This window comes from Paenibacillus ottowii (assembly GCF_050516475.1).
Classification (GTDB): Bacteria; Bacillota; Bacilli; order Paenibacillales; family Paenibacillaceae; genus Paenibacillus; species Paenibacillus ottowii.
This window is the reverse complement of record NZ_CP191577.1, coordinates 4,114,410-4,139,983: the sequence shown is the minus strand read 5'-3', so window position 1 is coordinate 4,139,983 and position 25,574 is coordinate 4,114,410. Positions and strand designations below refer to the sequence as shown.

The 25,574-nt window shown below is 46.8% G+C and carries 21 protein-coding genes and 2 riboswitches; of the genes, 12 read left to right on the top strand and 9 right to left on the bottom strand.

Annotated features, from left to right (window positions below):
- Window positions 1–141: 141 nt before the first annotated feature.
- Together licT and ACQQ6X_RS19225 are read right to left on the bottom strand one after the other, a co-directional pair.
- Window positions 142–990 carry a BglG family transcription antiterminator LicT gene (gene licT, locus ACQQ6X_RS19230; protein ID WP_305166619.1) on the bottom strand — a complete coding sequence of 283 codons (849 nt, stop codon included), beginning with the start codon at window positions 988–990 and terminating at the stop codon, window positions 142–144.
- Window positions 991–1,222: 232 nt separating this feature from the next.
- Window positions 1,223–2,194 (bottom strand): LacI family DNA-binding transcriptional regulator, encoded by a 972-nt coding sequence (locus ACQQ6X_RS19225; protein ID WP_305166618.1) that lies wholly within the window; start codon window positions 2,192–2,194, stop codon window positions 1,223–1,225.
- Between the two features lie 209 nt (window positions 2,195–2,403).
- Between ACQQ6X_RS19225 and ACQQ6X_RS19220 the strand changes: the two genes are divergently transcribed.
- Window positions 2,404–3,861 (top strand): glycoside hydrolase family 1 protein, encoded by a 1,458-nt coding sequence (locus ACQQ6X_RS19220; RefSeq protein WP_305166616.1) that lies wholly within the window; start codon window positions 2,404–2,406, stop codon window positions 3,859–3,861.
- A 166-nt stretch (window positions 3,862–4,027) separates the two neighbouring features.
- Window positions 4,028–4,104, top strand: a riboswitch (glycine riboswitch).
- A gap of 18 nt (window positions 4,105–4,122) precedes the next feature.
- A riboswitch (glycine riboswitch) is annotated at window positions 4,123–4,218 on the top strand.
- Window positions 4,219–4,375: 157 nt separating this feature from the next.
- Entirely contained in the window at window positions 4,376–5,794 is a 1,419-nt protein-coding gene (locus ACQQ6X_RS19215; RefSeq protein ID WP_137079131.1) for an alanine/glycine:cation symporter family protein, read from the top strand.
- A 57-nt stretch (window positions 5,795–5,851) separates the two neighbouring features.
- On the opposite strand, the gene ACQQ6X_RS19210 is transcribed toward ACQQ6X_RS19215, so the two are convergent.
- From ACQQ6X_RS19210 to ACQQ6X_RS19190, 5 genes are all read right to left on the bottom strand, one after another.
- On the bottom strand, window positions 5,852–7,024 hold the full coding sequence (locus ACQQ6X_RS19210; protein ID WP_305166615.1) for an iron-containing alcohol dehydrogenase: 1,173 nt from the start codon (window positions 7,022–7,024) through the stop codon (window positions 5,852–5,854).
- A gap of 147 nt (window positions 7,025–7,171) precedes the next feature.
- On the bottom strand, window positions 7,172–7,999 hold the full coding sequence (locus ACQQ6X_RS19205; protein ID WP_305166614.1) for a carbohydrate ABC transporter permease: 828 nt from the start codon (window positions 7,997–7,999) through the stop codon (window positions 7,172–7,174).
- Between the two features lie 21 nt (window positions 8,000–8,020).
- The gene (locus ACQQ6X_RS19200; protein WP_305166831.1) at window positions 8,021–8,896 is read right to left on the bottom strand and encodes a carbohydrate ABC transporter permease; all 876 of its coding nucleotides are present in this window, start codon (window positions 8,894–8,896) and stop codon (window positions 8,021–8,023) included.
- Window positions 8,897–8,928: 32 nt separating this feature from the next.
- Complete coding sequence (locus ACQQ6X_RS19195; RefSeq protein WP_305166613.1) at window positions 8,929–10,212, bottom strand: ABC transporter substrate-binding protein; 1,284 nt, start codon at window positions 10,210–10,212, stop codon at window positions 8,929–8,931.
- 117 nt (window positions 10,213–10,329) lie between these two features.
- Complete coding sequence (locus ACQQ6X_RS19190; RefSeq protein WP_305166612.1) at window positions 10,330–11,202, bottom strand: LysR family transcriptional regulator; 873 nt, start codon at window positions 11,200–11,202, stop codon at window positions 10,330–10,332.
- 128 nt (window positions 11,203–11,330) lie between these two features.
- On the opposite strand from ACQQ6X_RS19190, the gene ACQQ6X_RS19185 reads away from it, so the two are divergent.
- The 7 genes from ACQQ6X_RS19185 (at window position 11,331) to ACQQ6X_RS19155 (ending at window position 18,528) form a co-directional block, all read left to right on the top strand.
- Window positions 11,331–12,242 carry an ACP S-malonyltransferase gene (locus tag ACQQ6X_RS19185; protein WP_369425864.1) on the top strand — a complete coding sequence of 304 codons (912 nt, stop codon included), beginning with the start codon at window positions 11,331–11,333 and terminating at the stop codon, window positions 12,240–12,242.
- Window positions 12,239–13,885 (top strand): malonate decarboxylase subunit alpha, encoded by a 1,647-nt coding sequence (gene mdcA, locus ACQQ6X_RS19180; RefSeq protein ID WP_305166610.1) that lies wholly within the window; start codon window positions 12,239–12,241, stop codon window positions 13,883–13,885. The genes ACQQ6X_RS19185 and mdcA overlap by 4 nt, the downstream gene beginning before the upstream one ends.
- A 4-nt stretch (window positions 13,886–13,889) precedes the next feature.
- Entirely contained in the window at window positions 13,890–14,714 is an 825-nt protein-coding gene (locus ACQQ6X_RS19175) for a triphosphoribosyl-dephospho-CoA synthase (protein ID WP_305166830.1), read from the top strand.
- A gap of 28 nt (window positions 14,715–14,742) precedes the next feature.
- On the top strand, window positions 14,743–15,042 hold the full coding sequence (locus tag ACQQ6X_RS19170) for a malonate decarboxylase subunit delta (RefSeq protein WP_305166609.1): 300 nt from the start codon (window positions 14,743–14,745) through the stop codon (window positions 15,040–15,042).
- Complete coding sequence (gene mdcD, locus ACQQ6X_RS19165) at window positions 15,032–16,705, top strand: biotin-independent malonate decarboxylase subunit beta (RefSeq protein WP_305166608.1); 1,674 nt, start codon at window positions 15,032–15,034, stop codon at window positions 16,703–16,705. The genes ACQQ6X_RS19170 and mdcD overlap by 11 nt, the downstream gene beginning before the upstream one ends.
- A complete protein-coding gene (locus ACQQ6X_RS19160) occupies window positions 16,699–17,319 on the top strand; it encodes a malonate decarboxylase holo-ACP synthase (RefSeq protein ID WP_305166607.1) in 621 nt (206 codons plus the stop codon). The genes mdcD and ACQQ6X_RS19160 overlap by 7 nt, the downstream gene beginning before the upstream one ends.
- Window positions 17,320–17,406: 87 nt before the next feature.
- Window positions 17,407–18,528: an acyltransferase family protein gene (locus ACQQ6X_RS19155; RefSeq protein WP_305166606.1), complete on the top strand. Its 1,122-nt coding sequence runs from the start codon at window positions 17,407–17,409 to the stop codon at window positions 18,526–18,528.
- Window positions 18,529–18,674: 146 nt separating this feature from the next.
- On the opposite strand, the gene ACQQ6X_RS19150 is transcribed toward ACQQ6X_RS19155, so the two are convergent.
- Window positions 18,675–20,153, bottom strand: coding sequence for a PTS transporter subunit EIIC (locus ACQQ6X_RS19150; RefSeq protein WP_305166605.1), 1,479 nt, complete (start codon window positions 20,151–20,153; stop codon window positions 18,675–18,677).
- 316 nt (window positions 20,154–20,469) lie between these two features.
- Here ACQQ6X_RS19150 and ACQQ6X_RS19145 point away from each other — a divergent pair, with 316 nt between their 5' ends.
- Together ACQQ6X_RS19145 and glpK are read left to right on the top strand one after the other, a co-directional pair.
- Complete coding sequence (locus ACQQ6X_RS19145) at window positions 20,470–21,294, top strand: MIP/aquaporin family protein (RefSeq protein WP_305166604.1); 825 nt, start codon at window positions 20,470–20,472, stop codon at window positions 21,292–21,294.
- Between the two features lie 31 nt (window positions 21,295–21,325).
- Window positions 21,326–22,819 carry a glycerol kinase GlpK gene (glpK, locus tag ACQQ6X_RS19140; RefSeq protein ID WP_305166602.1) on the top strand — a complete coding sequence of 498 codons (1,494 nt, stop codon included), beginning with the start codon at window positions 21,326–21,328 and terminating at the stop codon, window positions 22,817–22,819.
- A 91-nt stretch (window positions 22,820–22,910) separates the two neighbouring features.
- Here the strand turns inward: glpK and ACQQ6X_RS19135 are convergent, their stop codons facing one another.
- A complete protein-coding gene (locus tag ACQQ6X_RS19135; protein WP_305166601.1) occupies window positions 22,911–23,951 on the bottom strand; it encodes a LacI family DNA-binding transcriptional regulator in 1,041 nt (346 codons plus the stop codon).
- 294 nt (window positions 23,952–24,245) lie between these two features.
- Between ACQQ6X_RS19135 and ACQQ6X_RS19130 the strand changes: the two genes are divergently transcribed.
- On the top strand, window positions 24,246–25,574 hold the full coding sequence (locus ACQQ6X_RS19130; RefSeq protein WP_305166599.1) for an ABC transporter substrate-binding protein: 1,329 nt from the start codon (window positions 24,246–24,248) through the stop codon (window positions 25,572–25,574).

Sequence of the window (25,574 nt, the reverse complement as noted above, 5' to 3'; positions counted from 1 at the left end):
TTAACCTTGTAAACAAGAAAAACCTAAACTCGTGGTGAAAACGACGCACTCCTCCTACAAGGGTATGTCGATTTCACCATCAGTTTAGGTTTTGCCTGCCTTACCAGTCACAATCCATGAACGATGAGGATATGAAGTTTTTTAGCCTGAAATGTTATTACGTTCAGTTACCCGATGAATGTGAATCGTCAGATATACATATTCATCCTTGCTTAGATATTGATCATATGTTTTTTCCAGGTATTCATTAATTTTTTGGGCACAGGCAAAAGCTTCGGTATAGGTTTGCTTTACCTGGTTATACAAAAATTCTTCACCACTGTGAATGACCTCTTTGCGAATCACTCGCATTGCAAAATATTGCAAATGGGTCAAAAATCTCGAATAGCTGAAAGAAGTTTCATCCAGCACAATCCCGTAATGGTACGTAATAATGTTCAATATATGTTGGACAATTTCGGTCATTTTAAGCGTGGCCTGCATCTCGTTACCGTCGATCCGGGCATTCACCATATGCAATGCAATAAATCCAGCTTCGTCTTCGCCCAATTTTACACCAAGCGTATTTTCAATCTTTTGCAGAGCATCCAGTCCAACTGCAAATTCTTTTTTGTAAAAACGTTTAATTTCATACAGCATCGCATTTTTGAGTGCCAATCCTTTTTCTTCCCGCTGTATGGCAAAATGAATATGGTCGGTCAAAGTTAAATAAATATTATCACTTAACTCCGTATCGAGCACTTCTGCTGCATGGGTGACAATTTCATTCACGACTTCCAGATGAGACACGGGAATATCGTTCAGCAGCTCGGTTAGTTTGGCTGTGAACTCGTTTTCATTTAACATGAAAATCTTATCTATTTTATGATCATCGACTTGGTCGCCAGCCACCTTTTTGAAGGAAATACCTCTTCCCATGACGATGACCTCTTTACCTTTATCGTTTTTAGTCAACAGGACGTTGTTATTGAGCACCTTCTCAATAATCATTGAAGTTCCCCCTCCCATCCTTTACCAATAAAAAATGCCCAAGCACAATTCAACACTATTGTTAGCAATAGCACTCAATTGAACTCAGGCATTGCCCGCATCACCGGTCACAATCCTTCGATATAGTGCTATTGTAGCACAAAAAAAAGCGATTTCAACATTTTTTATTCTCTTTCGACAAAAATATTTCATATCAAGGCCCAATTGCCTAGTTTGACAGCCAACTGCACCCTTAAGTGGTCGTACGCTCAATGAGGCTATATTCCAGCGTATGAAGCTTCATCTGGCGTCCAATCAGCTCAGGGGAAAGCATGAAAAAGGCATTTTGCGCCTGAGCCATTATGGGATTTTGAACCGTTGTAATTCCCATGGTGTGCGCAAGCTCCGTGTTATCAAACCCAACAATCGCCAGATCCTCCGGTACTCTCAGCTTTTGTCTGCGCGCTTCGCAGAGAATGCCCACGGCTACATAATCGTTAGCACACAGAATAGCCTCCGGAAATGCCTCCCGATGCTGTAACAAATTACGCACGACCTGTTCGCCGTCACGAATGTTATAAATAGAAGAATAGTTCCAATGCGGCAGCACTGGCAGATTGTGCTCATTCATGATCTGCTTATAAGCTCGTTGTCTACTGTGGGTATTAATGCTGCTTGGACGACCAAAGGCATTGGCTATACGAGTATAGCCTTTTTGTATCAAATGCTTTAGTGCTAGCATGTATCCTTCATACTGATCCATAGCGACGGAGCGAATATCAGTATGCTCCATTCGTTGCCAGGCCACAATGGGGCCATATTTGCAATAGGTACTCAAAAAATCAGTGTCATTCACGCAGGAAATGATGACCAGCGCATCGACTCTTTTTCTTTTTAAATCCTCGAAAGCTTGAAGCTCCTTCTTTTTGTCTTCTCCCGAAGTATAAATAATGGTTTGGAATTCATATTGTCCGGCGATTTCCACAAAGCTGTCCAGAAAGGCCAGAACAATTTCATTAATAGTTGAAGTAATGATGCCAATCTGGAGCGTCTGACCCTTGGATAAAGAAATCGCATTCCGATTAGGAACGTAATCCAGCTCCTGCATGATTTTTAATATTTTAGCTCTAGTTTCTTGGCTTACATGGGGGGACTGATTTAACACTCTGGATACCGTAGCCTTGGAAAAGCCCGACAGTTTTGCAATTTGATCAAGATTCGACATGATGCTTCTCCTCACATAAGAAAAAAATACTTGACATGAAACGCGTTACAACAATTAGGATGCTCATGAGGGCATTAGGTCTATTTTAAAGCATCTATTAATGCATTTCAAAGGAGAACGGTTGCCGGGAGATATTGATTCGCACTGCAGCACTTGATGGTTATTGACCAAAGTGAAAACATTAAATTAAGAAAAGAGGTTTTCATACCATGACGAAGACGCAAAAAGGATTTCCGAAAAACTTCCTCTGGGGCGGGGCAACTGCAGCCAACCAACTGGAGGGTGCTTTTGACATAGATGGAAAGGGATTGTCGAGTGCAGACATGATTGCCTATGTACCCAGAGCGGAACGTAAGAACGATCATGCTATAGAAATTTCGTCCGAGCGACTTGAGGACATCTTGGCTGGCAAGGTAAACGCTCGTTTTCCAAAGCGTGAAGGTGTGGATTTCTACCACCATTACAAAGAAGATATTGCCTTGTTTGCAGAAATGGGCTTTAAAGTATTCCGCATGTCTATCCACTGGTCGCGGATTTTCCCGAATGGGTATGATGCCGAGCCGAATGAAGCAGGATTGCAATTCTACGACAATGTATTTGATGAGCTGCGTAAGTATGGCATTGAGCCCTTGGTGACATTGTCTCATTATGAAACACCGCTAGGTCTAACCCAGAAGTATAATGGCTGGCTGGGGCGCGAAGTCGTAGATCATTACGTACATTATGCCGAAACGGTATTTACACGCTACAAAGACAAAGTAAAATACTGGCTAACCTTTAACGAAATCAATGTCATGACCATGAGTCCGTTTACAGGTGGCGGTGTGGTTATTGATCGTGTAGAAAACAAACAACAAGCGATATATCAAGCATTGCATCATCAATTTGTAGCAAGTGCACTGGCAACCAAACGGGGACATGAGATCATTCCGGGTGCTCAGATCGGCTGTATGCTGGCCCGTATAGAAAGTTATCCACATACGTGTAATCCAGAGGATATACTGAAGGCCCAGCATGAAAATCAGCTGAACCTGTTCTTTACGGATGTGCAGGCTCGTGGGGAATATCCCAACTATATGAACCGCTATTTTGAAGAACATAATATTGTGATCCAGACAGAACCCGGCGATGCCGAAATTTTGAAACATAATACGGTCGATTTTATCTCATTCAGCTACTATATGACCTTGACCGTATCGGCAGGGCCAGAGGGCGAGAAAGCAGCAGGGAACTTGATTGGCGGTGTGAAAAATCCGTATTTGCAGTCCTCCGACTGGGGATGGCAGATTGATCCGATCGGCCTTCGTGTTACACTGAATACATTTTATGACCGTTACCAAAAGCCGCTATTCATCGTGGAAAATGGCTTGGGTGCGTATGATAAGGTAGAAGAAGACGGCTCTGTGCATGACACATATCGAATTGATTACTTGCGTCAGCATATTACTCAAATGAAGGAAGCGATTGCTGACGGTGTTGATCTGATGGGTTACACCAGCTGGGGTCCGATCGACCTTGTGAGCATGTCTACTTCCGAAATGTCCAAGCGCTATGGATTTATCTACGTTGATCTGGATGATGACGGTAACGGAACGCTCAAACGCTCCAAAAAGGACTCCTTTCACTGGTATAAAAATGTGATAGCAACCAATGGTGAAGAATTGTAATTCCATATCATTTGGCGGGTACAGCAGAGAAAATCCGAAGGATTCAATCTGCTGTACTCGCTTTTTGTATAGATACCCTATCGATTTGTCAAAAGGCTTCACAAATTTTTCACTTGTAATAAGCTGAAAGTTTTCTGTATAATAAATAAAAATTTCATATGTCTGGTTGATGTTTGCGGGAGATGGAACGAAAGTTCCGACCGAAGGGGCAAAACTCTCAGGTGCTAAGGCTGGTTACAGCAATAAGCGGGGACCGTAAACGGACAGAACTCTGGAGAGACCCTTAATTGGGCGCCGAAGGTGCACCGCAGAATAACATCTGCTTAAACTCTCAGGCAAAAGGACAGAGACGCGAATAACCTGTGACAGGGAATACTCTAGGCTTTTATGAGCTTTTTAGAGATAGGATCCTGCACAAATTGGTTTATTTTTTCGTGCCTTTAACCTCTCCAGGAGTCGAATCAACGGATTTGACTCTTTTTTGTTTTTTAATATGCTGGAGGAGCGGGTTGAAATGAACTTGGTACATGTGTTAGAAACGATTAGCAGTTGGATATGGGGGGCGCCCCTCATCATTCTTGTCATGGGAACGGGCTTATGGCTGACCATACGACTAAAAATGTTGCAGGTATTCCGGCTGCCCTTGGCGATCAAGCTCATCGGTAAGGCCCCAAATGAAGGCAGCGGGGATGTAAGCAGCTTTGCGGCTTTGAGTACGGCGCTGGCGGCTACAGTGGGCACAGGAAGTATTGTTGGTGTAGCGACAGCCATTAAGCTGGGCGGGCCGGGTGCCTTGTTCTGGATGGTTGTAGCAGCCTTCTTTGGGATGGCGACGAAATACGCGGAAGGTGTACTTGCGGTTAAATACCGGGTGAAGGATCGGAATGGACAATTCTCCGGCGGCCCGATGTATTATATTGAAAAAGGCCTGGGACGTCGTTTCAAACCGTTGGCGATGCTGTTTGCTTTTTCAGGGATGCTGGTAGCGTTGTTCGGGATCGGAACATTTCCTCAGGTCAAGGCGATTGTATCTTCTACTGAAAACAGTTTTGGCGTTCCGCCGATTGTAACGGCACTGACAATTGCTGTCCTTACAGCTCTGGTCACCATTGGAGGACTCAAAAGTATTGCCAAGGTATCGACGAAGGTCGTTCCTTTTAAAACAGGACTATATGTACTGATTTGTATCATTGTACTGATTCGGTTTGCTGACCAGCTTCCTGCTGCAATCGCGCTTGTGCTCCATTCGGCATTTTCAACAACATCGGCAACGGGTGGATTTGCAGGAGCTACGATTATGCTGGCTATGCGCAGCGGGGTAGCTAGAGGTATATTTGCCAATGAGGCTGGATTGGGGAGCGCACCGATTGCAGCTGCAGCTGCCAAAACCAAATGGCCTGCGGAACAAGGACTGATTTCCATGACGGGCGTGTTTATCGATACGATGGTTATTTGTGTGATGACCGGGTTGACGCTGCTGGTTAGCGGGGTGTGGAGCGGACCTACCGATGCAGGCTTGATGACTCAGCAAGCCTTCTCCAGTGCATTTCCGCTGGGAGCAGAACTGCTCACCATCATCCTGATTATGTTCGCATTCACAACCATGCTCGGCTGGAACTATTACGGAGAGCGCTGTGTTGAGTACTTGCTTGGGGTCAAGTGGATCAAGCCTTATCGTTATTTGTTCATTGTACTGGTTGGTGGGGGCGCGTTCATTAAACTGGATGCGATATGGCTGCTGGCAGATATTTTTAACGCAATGATGGCTTTTCCGAACCTGATTGCATTGCTCGGCTTGTCGGGAATTGTCGTTGCAGAAACCCGAACCTATATGAATACTTTGTATCCTAATAAGAAAAAGGGGATTCTTGCAGGTGCCAATGTAGGGGCTGCTATCCAAGTAGAAGAAAAAGGACAAACAGTTAATTCATAAATACTAAAAGGGAGTGCTCTCAGCCATCACAGGCTTGAGAGCACTCCCTTTTGAATGTTATAACGATGCACGCAAAATAGCTAAAATATCTTCCTGATTGAGCTTCTGATAATTACCAAAACCTCCGTGTTCCATTTCACGGGCGGCAATGTTTGCGATTTTTTCCAATTGTTCATCATTAATGTTGTAGTCGGCCAAGGTGGAAGGGGCGCCGAGACTTGTCCAAAACGCACTTAGACGGTCAATTCCTTCTAGAGCAATCTCTCTGTCTGTTTTACCTACAGTGTCCAAGTCAAACATACTGAGCATCAGCCGCTTCATGCGTGCAGCATCCTGATCTACTGTATGTCTCATCCAGTTGGGAAAAAGAATCGCCAGACCGCCAGCATGAGGAATATCATATACAGCAGATAATGCATGTTCAATGGTATGCGAAGCCCAATCCCCGAAGTAACCCATTTGCAGTGTACCGTTCAGAGCAATCGTCCCAGCATATAATATCGTTTCGCGATGCTCGTAGTTGTGCAAATCCTCCAGCAGCTTGGGTGCTGTTTCGATCACCGTTTGCAACACAGAAAAGCACATACGATCTTGCAAGGGTGTATTTTTGACATTGTGAAAGTATTGTTCAAACACGTGGCTCATCATATCTACCATGCCATAAACCGTCTGATCACGTGGCACAGAAAAGGTGTTTTTCGGGTCCAAAATGGAGAATTTCGGATGCGTCACCTCGCTGCCCCACACGTATTTTTCGTTTGTTTCCCAGTTGGTAATGACAGAGTCTGGATTCATTTCCGAACCAGTCGCGGCGAGTGTAAGGATGGTACCGAAGGGCAAAGCCTGGGTCGGCATATGCTTTTTGTTGATAATATCCCACACATCTCCGTCATACTCGGCTCCTGCTGCAATGGCTTTGGTGCAATCAATAACGCTTCCGCCGCCCACTGCAAGCAGGAAGTCTATCTTTTCATTTCGGCAAATCTCGATGCCCCTCTTAACGGTGGACAAGCGCGGATTGGGCTCAACGCCCGACAATTCATGAATGTTGAGATGAAGAGATTCTAGCGCGTTTAATACCTGGTCATACAAGCCATTTCGCTTGACACTTCCGCCTCCATATACCAGTAAAATATTGTTACCGTAATTCAACAGTTCTTGCTGCAACTCTTTAATTTGATGGTCGCCAAAAATTAATTTGGTGGGATTATAATATGTGAATTTGTTCATCTGGAAGGTTCCCCTCAGTACGTAGTTCATGTTCAAATCGTAATCACTTATCTTGACTAGCTCGTTAATATCTGACTTAGCCATGTAAGCTATTTGAAATGACGATTAACAATTATACATGAAGAGAATAAGGGGAATCAAGTGAAGCTAATCTTTGATCGCTCCGGCGGCAAGATCAGAAATAAACTGGCGGCTGATAAAAAGAAACAAAATAATAAGAGGGAGTACAGCCAGCAGGGTGCCGGCAATGACCATTGCATAATCCGTATTGTAAATTCCGTTCAACTGGGACAAGGCAATCTGAAGCGTGAATTTGCGTTCATCTGTTAAAACGATTAATGGCCATAAGTAATCATTCCAAGCTCCTATAAAGGTAAATGCGCCGAGAAAAGCGAACGCAGGACGTAAAATCGGCAGTGCTACATTCCAGTACAGTCGAAAAAAGCTGCAACCATCCATACGTCCCGCATCCAGCAGTTCCTTGGGAATGGATTCTTCTGCATACTGGCGAATCCAGAAAATGCCGAAGGCATTTACCATACCTGGGATGATGAGCGCTTTGAACGTACCCACCCATCCAAAGGAAGCCATCATGACAAAGGAGGGGACGAGCGAAAGTTGTGAAGGAACCATCATTGTAGCTAGCAGGATGACGAATAGCACCTTTTTACCCGGAAAATTAAACTTGGCGAATGCAAAACCAGCTAGTGAATCAAAAAACAGCACCAATAGGGTAACAGAACTGGCTACAAAAAGGGTATTCACAAAGGCTCCGGCAAAATCAATCTGCTGCAATACTCTCGTTATGTTATCCAGGAAGTGGCTGCCGAACCACAACTGTGGCGGAAAACGATAGATGTCTGAGGTTGTACGGGTCGCCATGACAATCAGCCAATAAAATGGAAACATGGACAGGATGATTCCCACCAGCAGCCCGACATACAGAACAATGGATTTACTACGTGTCTGCATCATGTTGTGACGCTCCTTCCATCGTTATTTATTACCTTGAACGAGTTTCCAATTGATGATGGAAAATACAGCAATGATGAGAAACATGCCCCATCCGACGGCAGCACCGTATCCAAAATAGTTGTTGATGAACGACTCGCGGTACAGGTATAAAACGATGGTCATGCCACTTGCCCCCGAACCGCCGTCATTACCGACCAGAACCTGTGGCTCGGTGAAGAGCTGCATGCCGCCGATGGTAGATGTAATGACCGTAAACAAAATAACTGGGCGCAGCATGGGAATGGTGATGCGGAAAAAAGCCTGTGCTCCCGTTGCTCCATCTATTTTAGCTGCCTCATACAGCACATGTGGGATACTCTGAAGTCCGGCCAGATAGATGATGGCATTGTAGCCCATCCATCTCCATACGACCATGGAAGAAATGGCGATTTGGATACCCCACGGTACATTTAGCCATTGGATCATAGGTAGACCTAAGAGCTGCAGAAGGTAGTTGAGAAAGCCAAAATTGTTGGCAAACAAGGCGCCAAAGATGATGGCCACAGCAACAATAGACGTCACATTGGGCAGGAAGAACCCAACTCGCCATAAGGTGCGCATTTTCACAAAAGGAGCATACAGCATAAAGGCAACAATAAGGGCTAGAAATAGCATTGGAATCGTGGCGTACACCCAGATTACAAATGTATTGCCTACAGCCTGCCAAAATTCGTTGTCTGTCACAAGGTAACGAAAGTTACCCCAGCCGTTGTAGGTCATGTCTCCGATCCCGTCCCATTTGTGAAACGCCAGGTACAATGAAAATCCAATCGGAAACAAGCCAAAGATGCCAAACAGCAGATAAAATGGCGAGATCGCAGCATAAACGGTCCGGTGCTTCCAGATTTCTCTCAGCATATTATCCACACGCCTTTTTTGAATTTTTGTTTTCAACGCTGTAATTCCCGTTCAATTCGTTGCATCGTTTCCGACCATAATGCATCGGGGTTGGCATCTTGTTTGGCCACATTAGCAAGGCGACGGGTCACTATGCCGTGGATGACAGGATAGCGCTCGCCAGAATAGCTGCTTTTTACATGACGTGCGGAGGCGGCAAAAATGAGGCCAGTGGCCTGACCACCAAAGAAAGGCTCGGGTGTCTCCATGACTGGATCGTCATAGACACCGGGAGTGGATGGGAACAGCCCAATTTTATGGTAGGCTTCTAGTTGGTGTTTCGGGTTTTGCAGCCAGGTCAGGATTTCAAAAGCTTCTTTGGGGTGCTTGCTGGATTTGAGGATAGAGATGAAAGACCCTCCCAGATTACCGTCTCCTCCAGGAGCCCGGGCGACTCTCCATTTGCCCACAGTATCTGGCGCGGCTTCAGTGAGCACTTGCTTCATCCAGATTGCCCCTACGAACGAGGCGATTTTGCCGTTATTGACCGAAGCATTCCATTCAGGAGTCCAGCCATCCGCATTGGCGAGCAGCTGCTTGCTGTGGAAATTCACAGCGGTTTTCCAGCCCAGCCGGATGTCAGGAGATTGATTGCCGACATAACTTCCGTCCGGCTTGAAGTACAGGTTTGTATGCTGAGCGAGCACTTGATTGTAAACGTTTACAATATTATCGGTCAAAAACGAACGATTTCCGAATTTCTGGCGAAGTTGTTCTCCGGCTGCCATGTAATCATCCCATGTACGGATAGAGGAACTGACCTGTTCAGGCTCACTAGGCAAGCCTGCCTGTTCAAACAGATCGCTGCGATAGAAGAGGGCGGTAGGCCCAGTATCCATGGGAAATGCAATCATTTTACCATCTGGAGTGATCCCTTGATTCCATTTCCATTCCAAATATTGATCCTTTAGGCGGTCTGCTCCAAGTTCCCTTAAATCATAAAAACGATCCGCACTGGGAAACAGCTCCACCATCCAGTCGTTCAGAGCTACCATGTCCGGTTCACCGGAACGGGCTGCGAGCGTTGTCTTCAGTTTGGCCTTAAAGTCACCGCCTATTTTTTGAGTTTTTAATTCAACGTGGGGAAACTGCTTTTCCGCCTGAGCGAGCAATTCATCATCAATAGAACGGTTCCAGTACCACAATGTAAGCGTTATCTTTTTCCCGTTTGACAAATTAGTATCAGATAATTGACTGTCAGAGGATGAGGGTCCACTACAAGCACAGAACATCGTGAGAAAAGCAAGACATAATGCCAGCCATCGGACTGTCTTCACATCATTTTCCTCCTTGCTGTCTGAGATCATCTGCCTGCTGAACAAGTTATAAATGGTTTAGCTCCATCATATGAAGCTGTTACCCCTTTATGTGCATTGCCCTAACCCAATAAATCGTCAATGCTGAGCAATATCTTGGAAAAATCCAATGATGAATTCGAAGAACGATTTCTCTATATCGGTGTGCAGTTCCCCAGTAGGATAGGACAGATAGATTGTCCGCATACATCGGGGCTCCCTGATTGAAAGCAGCTTGATGTCTTCGGTTACGACGTTCCTCCACAGGATAGAAGGAATAAAGGAGATGCCAAGCCCGGTTTGGATCAACCCTCTTACCGTAGCTGGATCATCACTTTCAAAGACGATGTTCGGTTCAAAAGGGGTATAAGCAAAAAAGCGGTCCGTTGTTTTTCTAAGCGAATGACCAGGTGTAAGGCTGATAAACTTCTCTTGCTCCAGATCTTTCAGGAATACGGTGTCCTGAGCGCTCAGAGGGTGAGATTTTGGTACGCCAAGCAAAATTTCCTCCTCCAGCAGGATGGCATGCTCGTTGTCTGCCAACTGTTCGGATGTAATCGCAAAATCGTACGCCAGTCCTTTCTTCGTCATCGCAGGGTGCTGGGTCAGGTTGAATCTAATTTGCGGGTAGAGATCGCGAAACTTACCGACAAGGCTTGGCAATAGCATAGAGCCGACGGCGACGTATAACGTGATAATCTCTACCTTTTCGTTCTTCATTTCTTTGACTTCGGAGATGCCTTGCTCTAGCGCTGAGAGCGACTGGTTCACTCTTTTTAGGAATTTCTTTCCATATTCATTCAGTACGATATGTTTTCCTTCGCGGTCAAATAACTGCACACCCAATTCTGTCTCTAAGTTTCTAATCATTTTACTTAAGGCAGGCTGAGAGATAAACAACTCGTTCGCGGCACGTGTGACATGCTCATACTTCGAGGTCACTTGAAAATACTTAAGCTGCAAATAATCCATAGTGAAGTAATCCCCTTTATAACCTTTAGGTTATCGATCATATGTGAATATATATATTTTACAGGTATTTGTTTACTTCTTACAATTGACAATGTAGAGAAGATGAATCCGCTAAAGGTGGTGAGCTTCTGAATATCGTTTTTACATTTCCCGGCCAGGGGTCACAGGTTCCTGGAATGCTCCAGGATGTACCCGATTATGTGAAAAAGGCAACAAACATCATCGGAACTGAACTGCGTGACGATGAAGCGGCTATGGGCTCAACCGTCTGGATTCAGACGGCTCTCTTCGTTAAGGAGACTGCAATAGCCTGCCAGTTGATCGAACAGGGTATCCGGCCTCAATTCGTGGCAGGGCATTCCATTGGCGCATTCCCTGCGGCGGTCATCGCCGGAGTTCTCTCATTCGAGGATGCGCTTCGGATCGTATGGCTCCGTGCCCGGTTGATGGAAGCAGCTTTCCCTGAAGGCTATGGAATGGGTGTGATTATCGGGCTTACGAAGGCAGAGGTTCAACAAGCCGTGATTCTCTCCCATAGCGAGGCGGCGCCGGTCTACCTCTCGAATATGAACGCAGAGCAGCAAATCGCCATATCTGGTTCATTGGAAGGGATGAATAAAGCTTTTATGCATGCGAAGGAGTTTGGGGCCGCTAAGACAGTGCTTCTGAAGGTTCCGATTCCTTCACACTCTCCGCTGATGTCAGAGGTAGCCAATAAGCTATTGCTGAAAATACACACTTTTTCTTTGCGGGACGCTCAAATACCATATTTGGTGAATCATACGGGCAGAAAGACGACAGCCAAGGAAAAAATCGCGGAGGACCTTGCCCTAAACGTAGCATATCCCGTCCGGTGGGGGGATATGGCGGCTATCTGCGTCGAATCGGGAGCTGACTGTTTCATCGAGATGCCGCCGGGTCATACTCTTTCCAGGCTTGTCAAGCAATCCCACAAGGATACTCGGCAAATGGCTGTGCACGAGATCGGTCTGGAAGCGACTCAGTATCTGATTAGAAAATGGAAGGAGCAAGAAGAATGAATAAAGTACTGCGATCCTGGTCACAAAAACGTGATAAAAAGCAGGAAAAGTTAGGAAGGGTAGAAAAGTGGCTGGACGGAAAATACATCGACTCCTCCCGAATCGTCGACCTGATGGAGGCGCTAATCGAGCCAGGCGCGAAGGTCGTCCTGGAAGGAGATAACCAAAAGCAAGCGTCCTTCCTTTCCCAAAAGTTGCTGGAAGTCGATCCTGGCAAGGTACATGATCTGCATATGATTATGTCCAGCATTTCAAGACCCGAACATCTGGATATTTTCGAGAAAGGCATCGCCGGGAAGCTGGACTTCTCCTACAGTGGCTCCCAAAGCCTGCGTGTTGCGCAAATGATTGATGACGGGACGCTTCAGCTCGGTGACATCCATACGTATTTGGAATTGTTCGGACGTCTCTTCATTGACCTTATTCCAGATGTGGTGCTGGTAGCGGCAGACAAATCAGATCGCGAGGGCAATCTATACACCGGAAACAATACGGAAGAAACGCCGACGATCGTGGAAGCGGCCGCTTTCAAGGATGGGATCGTGATCGTGCAGGTCAATGAAATCGTGGACGAGCTGCCGAGAACCGATATTCCGGCCTCCTGGGTCGACGTCATTGTACAAGCTGACAAACCATACGCACTGGAAGCACTGTTTACCCGTGATCCGCAAAATATTACTGAGCTGCAAATCCTGATGGGCATGATGGCGATCAAGGGCATTTATGGAAAACATCAGGTGCAGTCGCTTAATCACGGCATCGGCTTTAATACTGCAGCGATTGAGCTGCTGCTGCCGACCTATGGTGAGCAGCTCGGCCTGAAAGGGAAGATTGCCAAGCACTGGGCCCTGAATCCGCATCCGACTTTGATTCCGGCGATTGAATCCGGCTGGGTCGAAAGCATCCACAGCTTTGGAGGCGAGGTCGGTATGGAGAAATACATTGCGGCCCGTTCCGATGTGTTCTTCGTCGGCAAGGACGGATCTATGCGCTCCAACCGCGCGATGTGTCAGGTTGCAGGCCAATTCGCTGTAGATATGTTTATTGGATCAACGTTGCAAATGGACTGCGCGGGCAATTCGTCGACCGTTACTTCCGGCAGACTGTCCGGTTTTGGAGGAGCACCGAATATGGGGCATGATCCTCGGGGGCGGCGACATGCGACTCCTGCCTGGCTTGACATGATCGAGCGCCCGACGGAACTCTCCAAAGGCCGGAAATTGGTCGTCCAGATGGTTGAAACATACGGTGCCAACAAAAAGCCAGTATTTGTGGATTCGCTGGATGCCATCAAGGTGAAGGATGAATCTGGCCTCGCCATTACGCCGGTTATGATTTACGGGGATGATGTCACCCACGTCCTCACCGAGGAAGGCATCGCATACCTCTACAAGACGGACAGCATAGAGGAGAGAAAGAAGGCACTCGCGGCAATCGCGGGCGTAACGCCTTTAGGGATTGAAAGTAATGAGAGCGATGTAAGCCTGCTGCGTGACAGAGGGATCGTGGCCTATCCGGAGGATCTTGGGATCATGCGCAGACAAGCCAAGCGCTCGCTGCTGGCAGCACAAACGATCAATGACCTCGTAGATTGGTCAGACGGATTGTATGACCCGCCGGCTAAATTCCGGAGCTGGTCTTAAAGCCGTGCTCACGATGAAGCATTCAGCTTTCGCGGCTTCTCTGGCTGCCAAAGCTGTAAAGGCACTGATGGAAGAGGCTCTTCTTTCGCCCAAGCCTGGACTTGTCGATGCCAGAGACAATGGCTCTCATACAGATATGTCCATCGAGCTGATGCTTGCATCCGCAAGAGTATTGGAGGATACGTTTCGGGAAATAGCCATTGTGTCATACCTTCACCCGGTGGACCAGGCTTTGCGCGAGCAAATAGCTCTAATCGGGAGGGAAGGCGAGAAGGTAATGCTCAGTGCAACGAATGGTGTCAATACACATAAGGGTGCCATTTGGGCCCTTGGCCTTTTAACCAGTGCACGGGCAGCCTTTCCAAGGGAACGGGACCCACATCAGATTATGAGCATTGCAGGAAGAATTGCATCGTTCCATGACCGGTATCGCCCGGTGCAGCAGACGAATGGACAATCGGTAAAGAAGAAATACGTGGTAGTGGGGGCAGAGGAAGAAGCAAAGCTAGGCTTTCCGCATATCCGGGACGAAGCTTTGCCTGCTTTGCTGCGCGCCAGGGCTTGTGGGAAGACAGAGGTGGAAGCACGCATAGAGGCTTTATTGGCCTTGATGGCAAGTGTGGATGATACCTGCATCCTGCACCGCGGTCAGTTGACGGATCTGATGGCGATTCAGAGAATGTCGGCAGCGTTCCTTGCAGCAGATGGATTCAGAACCCAGTCGGGGAGAAAGCAGCTCTATCGCTTGTCCGAGTATTGCAATGTTAGACAACTCTCACCCGGAGGAAGTGCCGACCTGCTAGCTGCCACATTGTTTCTTATTGATTGATATTTTTAATTGGAGGTGTCTCTGAAGGATGGAAAAATTACAGTTTCAATACCAGACTAAGAAGCCCATTCGTAAGCCGGCACATATCGGTGTTGTCGGTTCGGGGGATTTGGAGATTATTGTAGAGCCTGTGGAAGGCCAGACCACCAGCGTTAGCATTTTAACAGGCAGTGATGGATTTGGACAAGTATGGGAGAATGTGCTGACCCGTTTTTTTAACCGTTATCCGATTACTGCCAATATTACAGTTCATGACTTCGGAGCTACTCCGGGTGTAGTCATGCTTAGATTTACGCAAGTGCTGGAGGTGCTAGACTATGCAGAATAGTTTTGTGGAGCTGAATGGACGCGAGAGAGCCAGAGCGTTGCTGGACGAGGGGACTTTCCGGGAGTTGCTTGGGCCGTTGGACAAAATCCAATCCCCGCACCTTGAGCCGCAAGGCATTGTTCCTCAGAGTGATGATGGAATCATTCTGGCTCTTGGCGAAATACGAAAGCAGAAAGTCTTGATCATTTCGATGGAAGGCGCTTTTCAAGGAGGGGGCATTGGAGAAGTCAGCGGTGCCAAAATCTCCGGAGCGCTCGAACTGGCACTGGAAGCGAATAAGGACGGGAACAAACTATATCCCATCATGATTTTCGATACAGGAGGCGTTCGTCTACAAGAAGCGAACTACGGGTTGTTGTCGATTTCGGAGATTGCCACCCAGATCGTTGCTCTGCGTAAATACGTTCCTGTTATCGGACTGATCCCGGGCCGCGTAGGGGCATTTGGGGGAATGTCCATTACTGCAGAATTGTTTACCACTCTGATTGCTACGAAGAAAGCGCGCCTCGGTCTGAACGGGCCGGAGGTCATTGAGCAGGAAGCAGGGGTTATGGAGTTCGATTCAAGCGATAAAGCCTTGATTTGGAACACCATCGGAGCCAACCAGCGCTTCCAAACCGGATTGATTGACAAAATGGTGGAAGATAAGACGGATGCAGTGATCGAAGCGATTGATACTGCGCTCAAGGCACCGATGAAGCCTGCCAAAACAGAGCGAATCGATTTCTATCTAACCCTGTTAAGCAATCTTGATCCTGCAGAACCTTGGACACCTGAGCGTTATCGCGAATTTTACAAGCAGATACAGCCTGTGCAGCAGCCTGTCCCGCTGGCAGAAGAGGGCGTAGCCAACAGTTCGGACAGTAGAGGTTATCGCTGGTTCTCCCGCTTGACGGGTATTGCTCATCCAGTTAGCGATGTTCCTTCAGTACTTGCGGCCGACGTGGAAAAGAACGGGCAATTGTGCAGATATGTCGCCATTGTTCCGGATGCCTCCAACCGATTCCCGCGTGTCAGAAACGGCGAGGTCGGTATGCTTGAAGGCTGGACGGTGGCTCAAATCATCAGGGACGCAATCCGTCAAGATGAGAAAAAAGAAACCAAACGTCCGATCATTGCCATCATCGATGTACCGAGTCAAGCCTATGGCTATAAGGAAGAAATGGTCGGTATCAGCCTTGCCCTTGCTGCAAGTGCAGATGCTTACGCAACCGCTAGATTAGAAGGCCATCCGGTCATCGGTGTGATCGTCGGTAACGCGATTTCCGGAGGCTTCCTCGCGCATGGGCTGCAATCGAATCGTTTGATCGCGCTGGATGACAGCAAGGTCAATATTCAGGCCATGTCCAAGGCTTCTGCTGCTCGAATTACCAAACGGACGATTGCCGAACTTGATGAAGCTACCAAGAAAGTTCCAGCTATGGCCTACGACGTTCGTAGCTACAGTACTCTGGGGGCATTATATCAGATGCTGAGCGGTATCCATGCAGATGATCCACAGAGCAGTGATGTAGCCATCGTGGAAAGGACCATTTCCGAGGCTATCGAGAGTACGAAAGGAGCGCCTCACGATCTTAGCTTCCGCTTGCAGACCAAAGAAGCTCTGGCAGGTGGACGGACGGCAACTAATAACGTTCGAAAAGCGCTTTTGGAGCAATGGTGATTCGGCCACATGATCTGATTGAAGTGTCCAATTTGAAATATCTCTCCTTAAATGAAGACAAGGAGTGGGTAACCGCCTCGCTGAGGCGGACCCCCTTTGTGGTCGTTCGTAGGGCTGAACTATTAGAAAATGGTTGCATTCCTGTTGGAATACGTGGAATGGAACGAAATCAACGGGAAGCGGCCTTGCTTGACCCGGAGGGCGTGTGCCAACTCGTGTCTCCTTATGCGATAGCGGAGCGTCAGATGTGGAACTTTTTATCTGCAACGAGACGGCAACAGCCTGTCCTGCAGGTGCTGGATTTATTAGCAGAAATCATGCTGGATTGGCGCTGGGGACCAGTGGGAAGTGCGGGGTTCGAAATAGTGACACAATACCCCACTGTGAGGGAAACAAGTGATCTTGACCTTGTTATAGATGGTTCTGAGGCTATTGATTATGCGGCAGCTGAAAGACTTGTGCACAAGTTGGCGCATCTGGATGTTCGAATTGATATTCAATTGGAGGTGAAGGGCGGCGCCTACGTCCTGCGCGAAATCCTTGAGAGACGGACCAGCACTGTGGTGCTGCGAACTTCTTCAGGTCCTAAGCTCGTCCGCAATCCTTGGCAATGATGAATGTACTATACCAACGGCAAAAGGGAGGAATGCACGACCATTTGGGGTATGCAAACATAAGCTCTCAAAGGGGAAGTGCGTATTATGGAAAACACTACAGGCCAAAAAGTTAATATCAATGAAGGCGACATCTTAAAGGTGTTTGCCGTCAGCGGAGCGATCTTGCAAAGCGTTCTCGGAATGTTTCTGAAGTATGCACACACTAATGATGACCTAGCCTTATTAGGCGTTATTTTCAATATAGTAAAGTATACTGCACCAGTCTTTATTTTTGCTATCGTATATGGGATGGTGAAAAATAATCAGCATACTAAGGTATCCCATTTTTACAAGGAAAAATTCGGTGAGCTCGTGATTCCTTATTTTCTGTGGGCAGCGGCTGGCTTAATTTTCTTCCCGGAAATTCAGGTTAATCAGCACGTTGCATCATTATGGACGCTCATCGAGTCATTGGTGCTCGGTAATGCATCATCACAGTTTTGGTACACGGTGATGATGTTGCAATTTCAATTGCTGATGCCTGTCCTTATTTTCATCTGCTACAAATATCTGGCTAAGCCTTCGCGGGTCATTCCGCTGCTTATTGTAAGCTTCGTGATTTTTGGAGCGTGGCTATGGATGTACGATGCCTTCGTATTCCAAGGAGCATATGCGACTAGTCTGCGTTATCTTGACCGCTTTTTCGTCAGTTATTTTATTTATGCTCTAGTAGGTGGAATCGCTTGGGTATATAAGGAACGGTTCGACGGAGTGCTTCGCCGGATTCAGTTCATACTCCTTCCGGTAGTCCTGCTTATTCTCATTTGGACAAATCGTGAATTTTTCAGCTTTGGATTCGAGGATATGTCATTTGGTAATCTGATTTATCTGAAGCCGTCCATGACCTTGTACAGTCTGGTCGTGATTTTCCTGATTTACATGCTGGCCAGACATCTGATCAGCCTGGATTCCCGTTCACTTCCCTATTACAAATGGTTCTCTACTTACGCGTACCGGGCCTTTACAGCGAACGTATTCATTCTGGTCATCGTGCTGCGCTTGTTCGGTGACTTGATAGGCCAGCTTCCTTTCTTTATGGCGCTGCTTTTGGTTTATCTGACGACTGTAGCCTGCTCCTTCGGCGTCGTCTATGCCTTTGCGCAGATAAAGGTGTGGGCTGAGGGGGTATTCCTAAAACAAAAAAGAGCGCACAGCATCAATCACTGAGATAAGTGCTTAAAAGCAAATAATACATGTAACATCATGTATATGACACTATAATTTAGGTTTATTCAAGTTGTTGGCAGATTGACGGCAATCATAAAGGGTATCTCGATGATTGGAGAGATACCCTTTTGTGAACCTGAACTTACTTACATCAACCGCTGTATTTCATCTTTCAGAATTTCGGACCGAGTACCGAAAATAATCTGCAGCGTACCGTTGCCAAGCCTGATGATTCCCGAAGCTCCGAGCTGCTTGAGAGCTTGATCGTTAACCGCTTTGTCGTCTTTGACAACCAGTCGCAGCCGTGTAATACATGCATCGATGCTTTGAATATTGTCCGAACCGCCAAGATAAGCCAGTATTTTCACTGCATCGTTCGCTTGACTGTCAGATCGCGCTTCTGGCTTTTCATTAGATATGGATTGGCTCGTATCGGAAAGGAGGCTGTTTTCTACGTCGTCTTCGCGTCCGGGTGTTTTGAGGTTGAATTTGACGATGATAAACCGAAACAGGAAATAATATACGACGGCAAAAGCCAGACCGACTGCAATCATTCGCAATGGGTGGGTGGAGAGCTTCATATTGACCAGATAGTCAATGAGTCCTGCTGAAAAAGAAAAGCCGAGTTTGACATCCAGCAGGTACATGATCAGGCCGCTCAGACCTGTAAGCAGAGCATGTATGCCATAAAGCAATGGTGCAACGAACATAAAGGAAAATTCGAGGGGCTCGGTAATTCCGGTTAGAAACGACGCGAGTGCAGAACCGATGAAAATAGAAGCGACGGCTTTGCGTTTTTCAGGTTTGGCCGTATGGATGAATGCGAGGGCGGCTGCCGGGAGCGCGAACATCATAATGGGGAAGAAGCCGGACATGAATAGACCCGCCGATTTATCCCCTGCAAAGAAACGGGTCAGATCACCATGGACAACCTCGCCAGCTGCATTCGTATAGTCACCAATCTGAAACCACGCGATAGAGTTCAGTACATGGTGTAGACCGAGCGGGATTAGCAGCCGATTGGCGATCATGAACACCATCGATCCTATTCCGCCGAAGCCGACTATCCAGTTGCCGAAGGTTGCAATCGCATCTTGTACCGGGCTCCAGATCATACCGAGCAAAACGGCCAAAATCATGGTGGTGAAGGCGGTAATCATGGGGACGAAACGTTTGCCGGAGAAGAAGCCGAGCCAATCCGGAAGCTGGATATTGTGATATTTTTTGAACAGATAAGCGGACCAGCCACCGATAAAAATGCCACCCAGCACCCCCATATCCAGCTTAACGTCATCAGGGATATACACGAAAATGCCCGGTACTGCCGCCAAAATACGGGTCAGCACCATATAGGCGATGACCGCAGATAGTGCGGCAACCGCATCTCCTGCCAAGCCGATCGCAACACCGATGGCAAAAATTAATGCCAGGTTGCCGAAGATTGCACCCGCCCCTTCGTTCAGAAAAGGAGTGACATAATGATTCAGAAATCCACCAACTCCAGGACCAAGCGGAATGTCTGTTTCATAATTAATGAGAGCTAGCCCTTGCAAAATCCCTGCGGCGGGTAAGGTAGCCACTGGAAGCATTAACGACTTGCCGATTTTTTGCAGAAATTTCAGCATAACATTCTTCCCTTCTTCATCAAGTTTGGGAGTGTCGTATTCATCCTAAAATCTTTACATCCAGCCATTTTTTCACATCATAAATCGGGCAGTCTAACATGGTCAACGATTATTTTTAGATATAAGAAGACGTAAATCCGTAGTTGACATCGCTTACATGCTTATATAATATCAAATTTAAGTTAATAATCGTGACGGAGACAAGAGAGCCACGCAGACATCCCATGGTACAGCACAGGGTTGGTTTGTGATGGCTTTCCTTTTTTGCGCGATGAAAACGATCAAAATCGGATGATCTATTGAGGAGGTTGGTTGTATGTCGCCATACGCAGCCGAATTCATAGGGACAATGATTCTTATTGCCCTAGGTGGCGGAGTGTGCGCAGGGGTGTCCCTGAAAAAGTCATTTGCTCACGCTTCCGGCTGGATTGTAATTGGAATGGGGTGGGGACTCGCGGTAGCTATTGCAGTGTATGCGGTCGGTCAAATCAGCGGAGCACATTTGAATCCGGCAGTTACACTCGCGTTGGCATTTCAGGGTAGTTTTCCATGGCAGGATGTTCCCGGCTATATTGTGGCCCAGCTTCTTGGAGCCATGGCAGGTGCAGTGATCGTCGTTTTACATTATTGGCCCCACTGGAAAGAGACAGAGGACACGGCAACCAAACTCGGTGTATTTGCGACAGGACCAGCTATTGATCATCCGTTTGCCAACGTGCTTAGTGAAATGATAGCTACTTTTATCTTTGTTCTTGCTTTACTGTCGTTTGGTGCCAATTCATTTACAGACGGTCTGAAACCGCTGATTGTTGGTTTTTTGGTTGTCAGTATCGGGTTATCTCTTGGAGGCACAACGGGCTATGCCATCAATCCAGTGAGAGATTTTGGACCGCGCCTGATGCATTATTTGCTACCGATTCCCGGGAAGGGAGCTTCCAACTGGGGATATGCATGGGTGCCCATTGTAGGACCGTTATTGGGGGGATCTTTCGCAGGGCCATTTTATCAGGCCGTTTTTAAGGGGAGTGTGACTCCGGCTTTCTGGATTTTATTGGGGGTCATCGTAGTGGTACTTTTGATTGCCTCCCGTATCAGTCGTACTTATAAAAATCATAAAATCGATCACAAGCTTACAGCGTAAAAACGATGGATTTACACGGGGAGAGATGAAGATGGAAAAATATATTTTGTCACTAGACCAGGGAACGACAAGTTCAAGAGCGATTTTGTTCAATAGCGAAGGAGATGTGGTGTACTCAGCCCAGCGGGAATTTCCGCAATATTTTCCTCACCCCGGCTGGGTAGAGCAGAATGCGAATGAAATCTGGAGTTCTATTCTGGGCGTTATTGCCTCCTGTCTTTCCGAATCCGGTGTAAAAGCAAATCAAATTGCTGCCATCGGCATTACTAATCAGCGGGAATCGGTGGCCGTGTGGGACAAAAATACAGGATTACCCGTGTATAACGTACTCGTATGGCAATCACGTCAAACCTCGGATATTTGCGATGAATTGAAGCGACAAGGGCATGAAGAGTTGTTTCACAGCAAAACAGGGCTATTGATCGACCCGTATTTTTCAGGCACTAAAGTAAAGTGGATCCTGGATCATGTAGAAGGCGCGCGGGAAAAGGCGGAACGAGGTGACTTGTTATTCGGTACGATTGACTCGTGGCTAATCTGGAAGCTATCCGGCGGAAAGGCTCATGTAACGGACTACTCCAATGCAGCGAGAACACTGATGTACAACATTTATGAGCTCAAGTGGGATGAAGAGCTGCTGGACATTCTGGGGGTTCCGAAAATCATGCTGCCAGAGGTAAGGCCTTCTTCCGAGATATATGCGCACACCGTGGATTATCACTTTTTTGGTCAGAATGTACCGATCGCGGGTGCAGCAGGCGACCAGCAGGCAGCCTTGTTCGGTCAGGCTTGTTACGAAAAAGGAATGATCAAAAACACTTATGGAACAGGCTGCTTTATGCTCATGAATACAGGGGATCAGCCTGTTGAATCCAAACACGGTCTGATCACGACCATCGCTTGGGGACTGGAGGAAGGCAAAGTACAATACGCGCTCGAGGGGAGTGTGTTTGTTGCGGGGTCCGCGATCCAGTGGCTGCGAGACGGGCTGCGCATGTTCCGTGAGGCGAAGGACAGTGAGCCTTATGCCGCCCGTGTTTCCTCTACAGAAGGGGTGTATCTTGTACCCGCTTTTGTCGGCCTGGGCAGCCCCTACTGGGATAGCGAGGTGCGTGGAGCAATGTTCGGTCTGACGCGGGGGACGACAAAGGAACATTTTATTCGTGCCACCTTGGAGTCACTCGCTTATCAGACCAAGGATGTGCTTACCGCCATGGAGATTGATTCAGGCATTACGGTGAAGACGTTGCGGGTAGATGGGGGAGCTGTGTTGAACAATTTCCTGATGCAATTCCAAAGTGATATTCTGGATGCGACGGTGGAACGACCAGTTATCCATGAGACAACAGCATTGGGTGCTGCATGCCTAGCAGGTTTGGCTGTTGGATATTGGAAGAGTATGGATGAACTTCGTAAGCGGGTGAGGGTGGAAACCTCCTTTACCCCTACGATGGATGAAGCAGAACGTGAAAGCCTGTACGAAGGCTGGAAAAAGGCTGTGAAGGCAACGATGGCCTACAAGTAATAGCTTAAACGAAAGGGCTTTATATAGATATTTAAACTGCAGAAAAGGTGACTTCTGAACTCGACAGGAGTCACCTTTTTTTAGGTATGTGCTATCCCTCGACCCTTGTATGGTTCCAATTTTGCCGAGCTCCGCAGGAGGTACGAATGACTAGCTCGGGCTCTACTTTAATACATTTTGTGTCCATTTGTTTATTCATCAGGTCAAACAGCACCATAGCGGCTAGACGGCCTATTTTTTGCTTGTCTTGTTTTACAGTCGTCAGTGGAGGATCGGTATAACGACAGGCTTCAATATCATCACATCCTACTACGGCGATATCCTCGGGTACCCTCAAGCCGCTTTCCTTGAAAGCACGGATGGCGCCAAAGGCAAGCAGGTCAGTAGCCGCAAAAATAGCTCTTGGTAAATCACCTTGCTGTATCCACGCCTTTGCGATCTGGTACCCATCCTCTGCCGCATAGTCCTTACCATATACGATCCATTCTGGTCTTACATCAAGACTAAACCGCTTTAGTGAAGCGATAAACGCTTCCTCTCTCTCTTTGATAACCAAGGAGGGGCGTTCAATGCCTATAAAACCCATCTCGCGGTATCCATTCATGTAAAAGTGCTCAACAACCTTCATGGAGATCTTCTGATTGTCGGACATGATGTAGCAGGAGCTGGTCCCAGTTAGCTCAATATCAACACCGATGCAGGGGATGGGGCTGGCGTCAAGATCAAAAACACTTTTTTCCACTTCGTCTCCTGCAATAATAATGCACCCGTCCACCGAAAAATATTTCGAGCGAGCCAAATAGTCCTCTCCATTATCGAGAAACTTCTCATTTGAAAAAAACAGCAGATCGTAACCGAGCAAGCCAATCTGCTTTTTAAAAACATTAATGATGTCCACAAAAAAAGGATGACTAAAATCGACATTCAGCTTGCCAGCGAATATAACGCCTACCAGATTGGATTTTTTGGTAGCAAGCGTTTTAGCCGAGGAGGAGGGTCTATAGCCTGTTTCCTCCATAATTTTAAGTACGCGCTGCCTAGTTTCCTCACTGATATCTGTGTAATTGTTTATGATTTTCGAAACCGTTGCTACTGAAACGCCTGCCATACTAGCTATAGTTTTTATATTCATGGAATCCTCCGCAACTAAACTGATTTAGTTAAATTGACTTTGTATTTCAAACTTAATGATTACTCGTATTCTATGCTACCTCATAGAAAAGAGTCAACAGAGCTATTCAAGGATCTATTCAAATATTTTAAGGAGTAAGAAAGATAATTTAACGGAGATTTATGTTTTTTATAATAATTTATAAAACGCTATTTACAAATACAGGCTATTCGATACATAATAGTAGCTGTAATTAACTAAACCGCTTTCGTAAAGGTGAATGCATTTATTCTAAGATTACAGGGGGATTTTGCAATGCTGAAAAAGTGTCTTTCTTTACTTGTTGTAACCGCTTTAATAGTGGTATTAGCCGCTTGCGGCAAAGGCAGCGACGCTGGACAGAACGGGAATAAAAAGGTCACGTTGAAGATTATTCATTGGCAACAGGAGAACATTAATAACTATATCAAGGAATTTAATAAAAAGTTTGAAGAGAAGTATCCGGATGTTCAGGTGGAATATACAACGGTTCCTGCGGATTCCACTTATGATCAACTGATGCAAACGCGTATGAATGCGGGTTCAACTGGTGATGCAGACATTATTCCCCTCAAGTTCAGCTTTGTAGGCGCGCCGCAGGAATGGTCTAAGGGAGCTGCTGATCCAATGTGGAAGCAGTGGATTGACGGAGGACTCATTGCAGATCTGTCAGACCAGGCTTTTATCAAAAACTACAACCCTACAGATGTTAAAAATGCCATGACTTACAACGACAAAGTATACGGAGTAAATATGGGTAAGGTGGCACTGACAGGTCTGTTTTACAACAAAGAGATTTTTGAAAAGTATAAGCTTGCTGTGCCTACAACCTGGGACGAACTGGTGAAAGTTATGAAGGTGCTCAAGGATAACGGTGTGGAACCGATTGGTTTTGGCGGTAAAGATGTGTGGCCTATTAATCTTGCTGTCCAAGGGCTTCAAGCCTCTATCCATGATGATCAGTTGGAATACATCAAAGGGCTGTGGACAGGCAAGACCAAACTGACTGATCCCGTCCAGCTTGAGGTGTTGGAAAAAACACAAGTTTTGATGAACAACGCCATTGGTGGATTTATGGGGATCGACTATGGGACCTTGCCAAGTTTGTTTGCTTCCGGGCGTGTAGCGATGATTGCGGATGGTACGTGGGATGCAACTACGATCCAGACAGCCAATCCAGAGCTGAAATTTGGTTATTTCCCGATCCCAGGCAGTAACGATCCAGCTAAAAATAAAAACCTGGCAGGCAAGTATGATATGACCTGGATGGTATTGGAGAAATCACCAAACAAGGAGTATGCGATCAAATGGCTTGAAATGCTTTCCGAGAAGCAGAACTACACGGATTTTGTGAACGCTGCCGGATTTTTACCAACACAGTCTGATGTGAAGATAAGCAGCGATTTTATTAGAGAAATCCAGCCTTCCCTGGAAAACTTCAAGCTCTCTTGGGATCAGCTGTTTATCAATCGTAAAAATGTTGGACAGTACATTAAGGAAGCCAGCGTACATGCGGAGTTTTTGGCGCCTGCCGGTCCGTTAAAGACGCCTTTGGAGCTTGCACAGAAATCTCAAGCAGACTGGGATGCGGCAGCCCCCAAATAA

Bases quoted from the DNA above. Each gene is read 5' to 3' on its own strand.
- licT (WP_305166619.1), bottom strand. From the start codon at position 990: ATGATTATTGAGAAGGTGCTCAATAACAACGTCCTGTTGACTAAAAAC.
- ACQQ6X_RS19225 (WP_305166618.1), bottom strand. From the start codon at position 2,194: ATGTCGAATCTTGATCAAATTGCAAAACTGTCGGGCTTTTCCAAGGCT.
- ACQQ6X_RS19220 (WP_305166616.1), top strand. From the start codon at position 2,404: ATGACGAAGACGCAAAAAGGATTTCCGAAAAACTTCCTCTGGGGCGGG.
- ACQQ6X_RS19215 (WP_137079131.1), top strand. From the start codon at position 4,376: ATGAACTTGGTACATGTGTTAGAAACGATTAGCAGTTGGATATGGGGG.
- ACQQ6X_RS19210 (WP_305166615.1), bottom strand. From the start codon at position 7,024: ATGAACAAATTCACATATTATAATCCCACCAAATTAATTTTTGGCGAC.
- ACQQ6X_RS19205 (WP_305166614.1), bottom strand. From the start codon at position 7,999: ATGATGCAGACACGTAGTAAATCCATTGTTCTGTATGTCGGGCTGCTG.
- ACQQ6X_RS19200 (WP_305166831.1), bottom strand. From the start codon at position 8,896: ATGCTGAGAGAAATCTGGAAGCACCGGACCGTTTATGCTGCGATCTCG.
- ACQQ6X_RS19190 (WP_305166612.1), bottom strand. From the start codon at position 11,202: ATGGATTATTTGCAGCTTAAGTATTTTCAAGTGACCTCGAAGTATGAG.
- mdcA (WP_305166610.1), top strand. From the start codon at position 12,239: ATGAATAAAGTACTGCGATCCTGGTCACAAAAACGTGATAAAAAGCAG.
- ACQQ6X_RS19170 (WP_305166609.1), top strand. From the start codon at position 14,743: ATGGAAAAATTACAGTTTCAATACCAGACTAAGAAGCCCATTCGTAAG.
- mdcD (WP_305166608.1), top strand. From the start codon at position 15,032: ATGCAGAATAGTTTTGTGGAGCTGAATGGACGCGAGAGAGCCAGAGCG.
- ACQQ6X_RS19160 (WP_305166607.1), top strand. From the start codon at position 16,699: ATGGTGATTCGGCCACATGATCTGATTGAAGTGTCCAATTTGAAATAT.
- ACQQ6X_RS19155 (WP_305166606.1), top strand. From the start codon at position 17,407: ATGGAAAACACTACAGGCCAAAAAGTTAATATCAATGAAGGCGACATC.
- ACQQ6X_RS19150 (WP_305166605.1), bottom strand. From the start codon at position 20,153: ATGCTGAAATTTCTGCAAAAAATCGGCAAGTCGTTAATGCTTCCAGTG.
- ACQQ6X_RS19145 (WP_305166604.1), top strand. From the start codon at position 20,470: ATGTCGCCATACGCAGCCGAATTCATAGGGACAATGATTCTTATTGCC.
- glpK (WP_305166602.1), top strand. From the start codon at position 21,326: ATGGAAAAATATATTTTGTCACTAGACCAGGGAACGACAAGTTCAAGA.
- ACQQ6X_RS19135 (WP_305166601.1), bottom strand. From the start codon at position 23,951: ATGAATATAAAAACTATAGCTAGTATGGCAGGCGTTTCAGTAGCAACG.
- ACQQ6X_RS19130 (WP_305166599.1), top strand. From the start codon at position 24,246: ATGCTGAAAAAGTGTCTTTCTTTACTTGTTGTAACCGCTTTAATAGTG.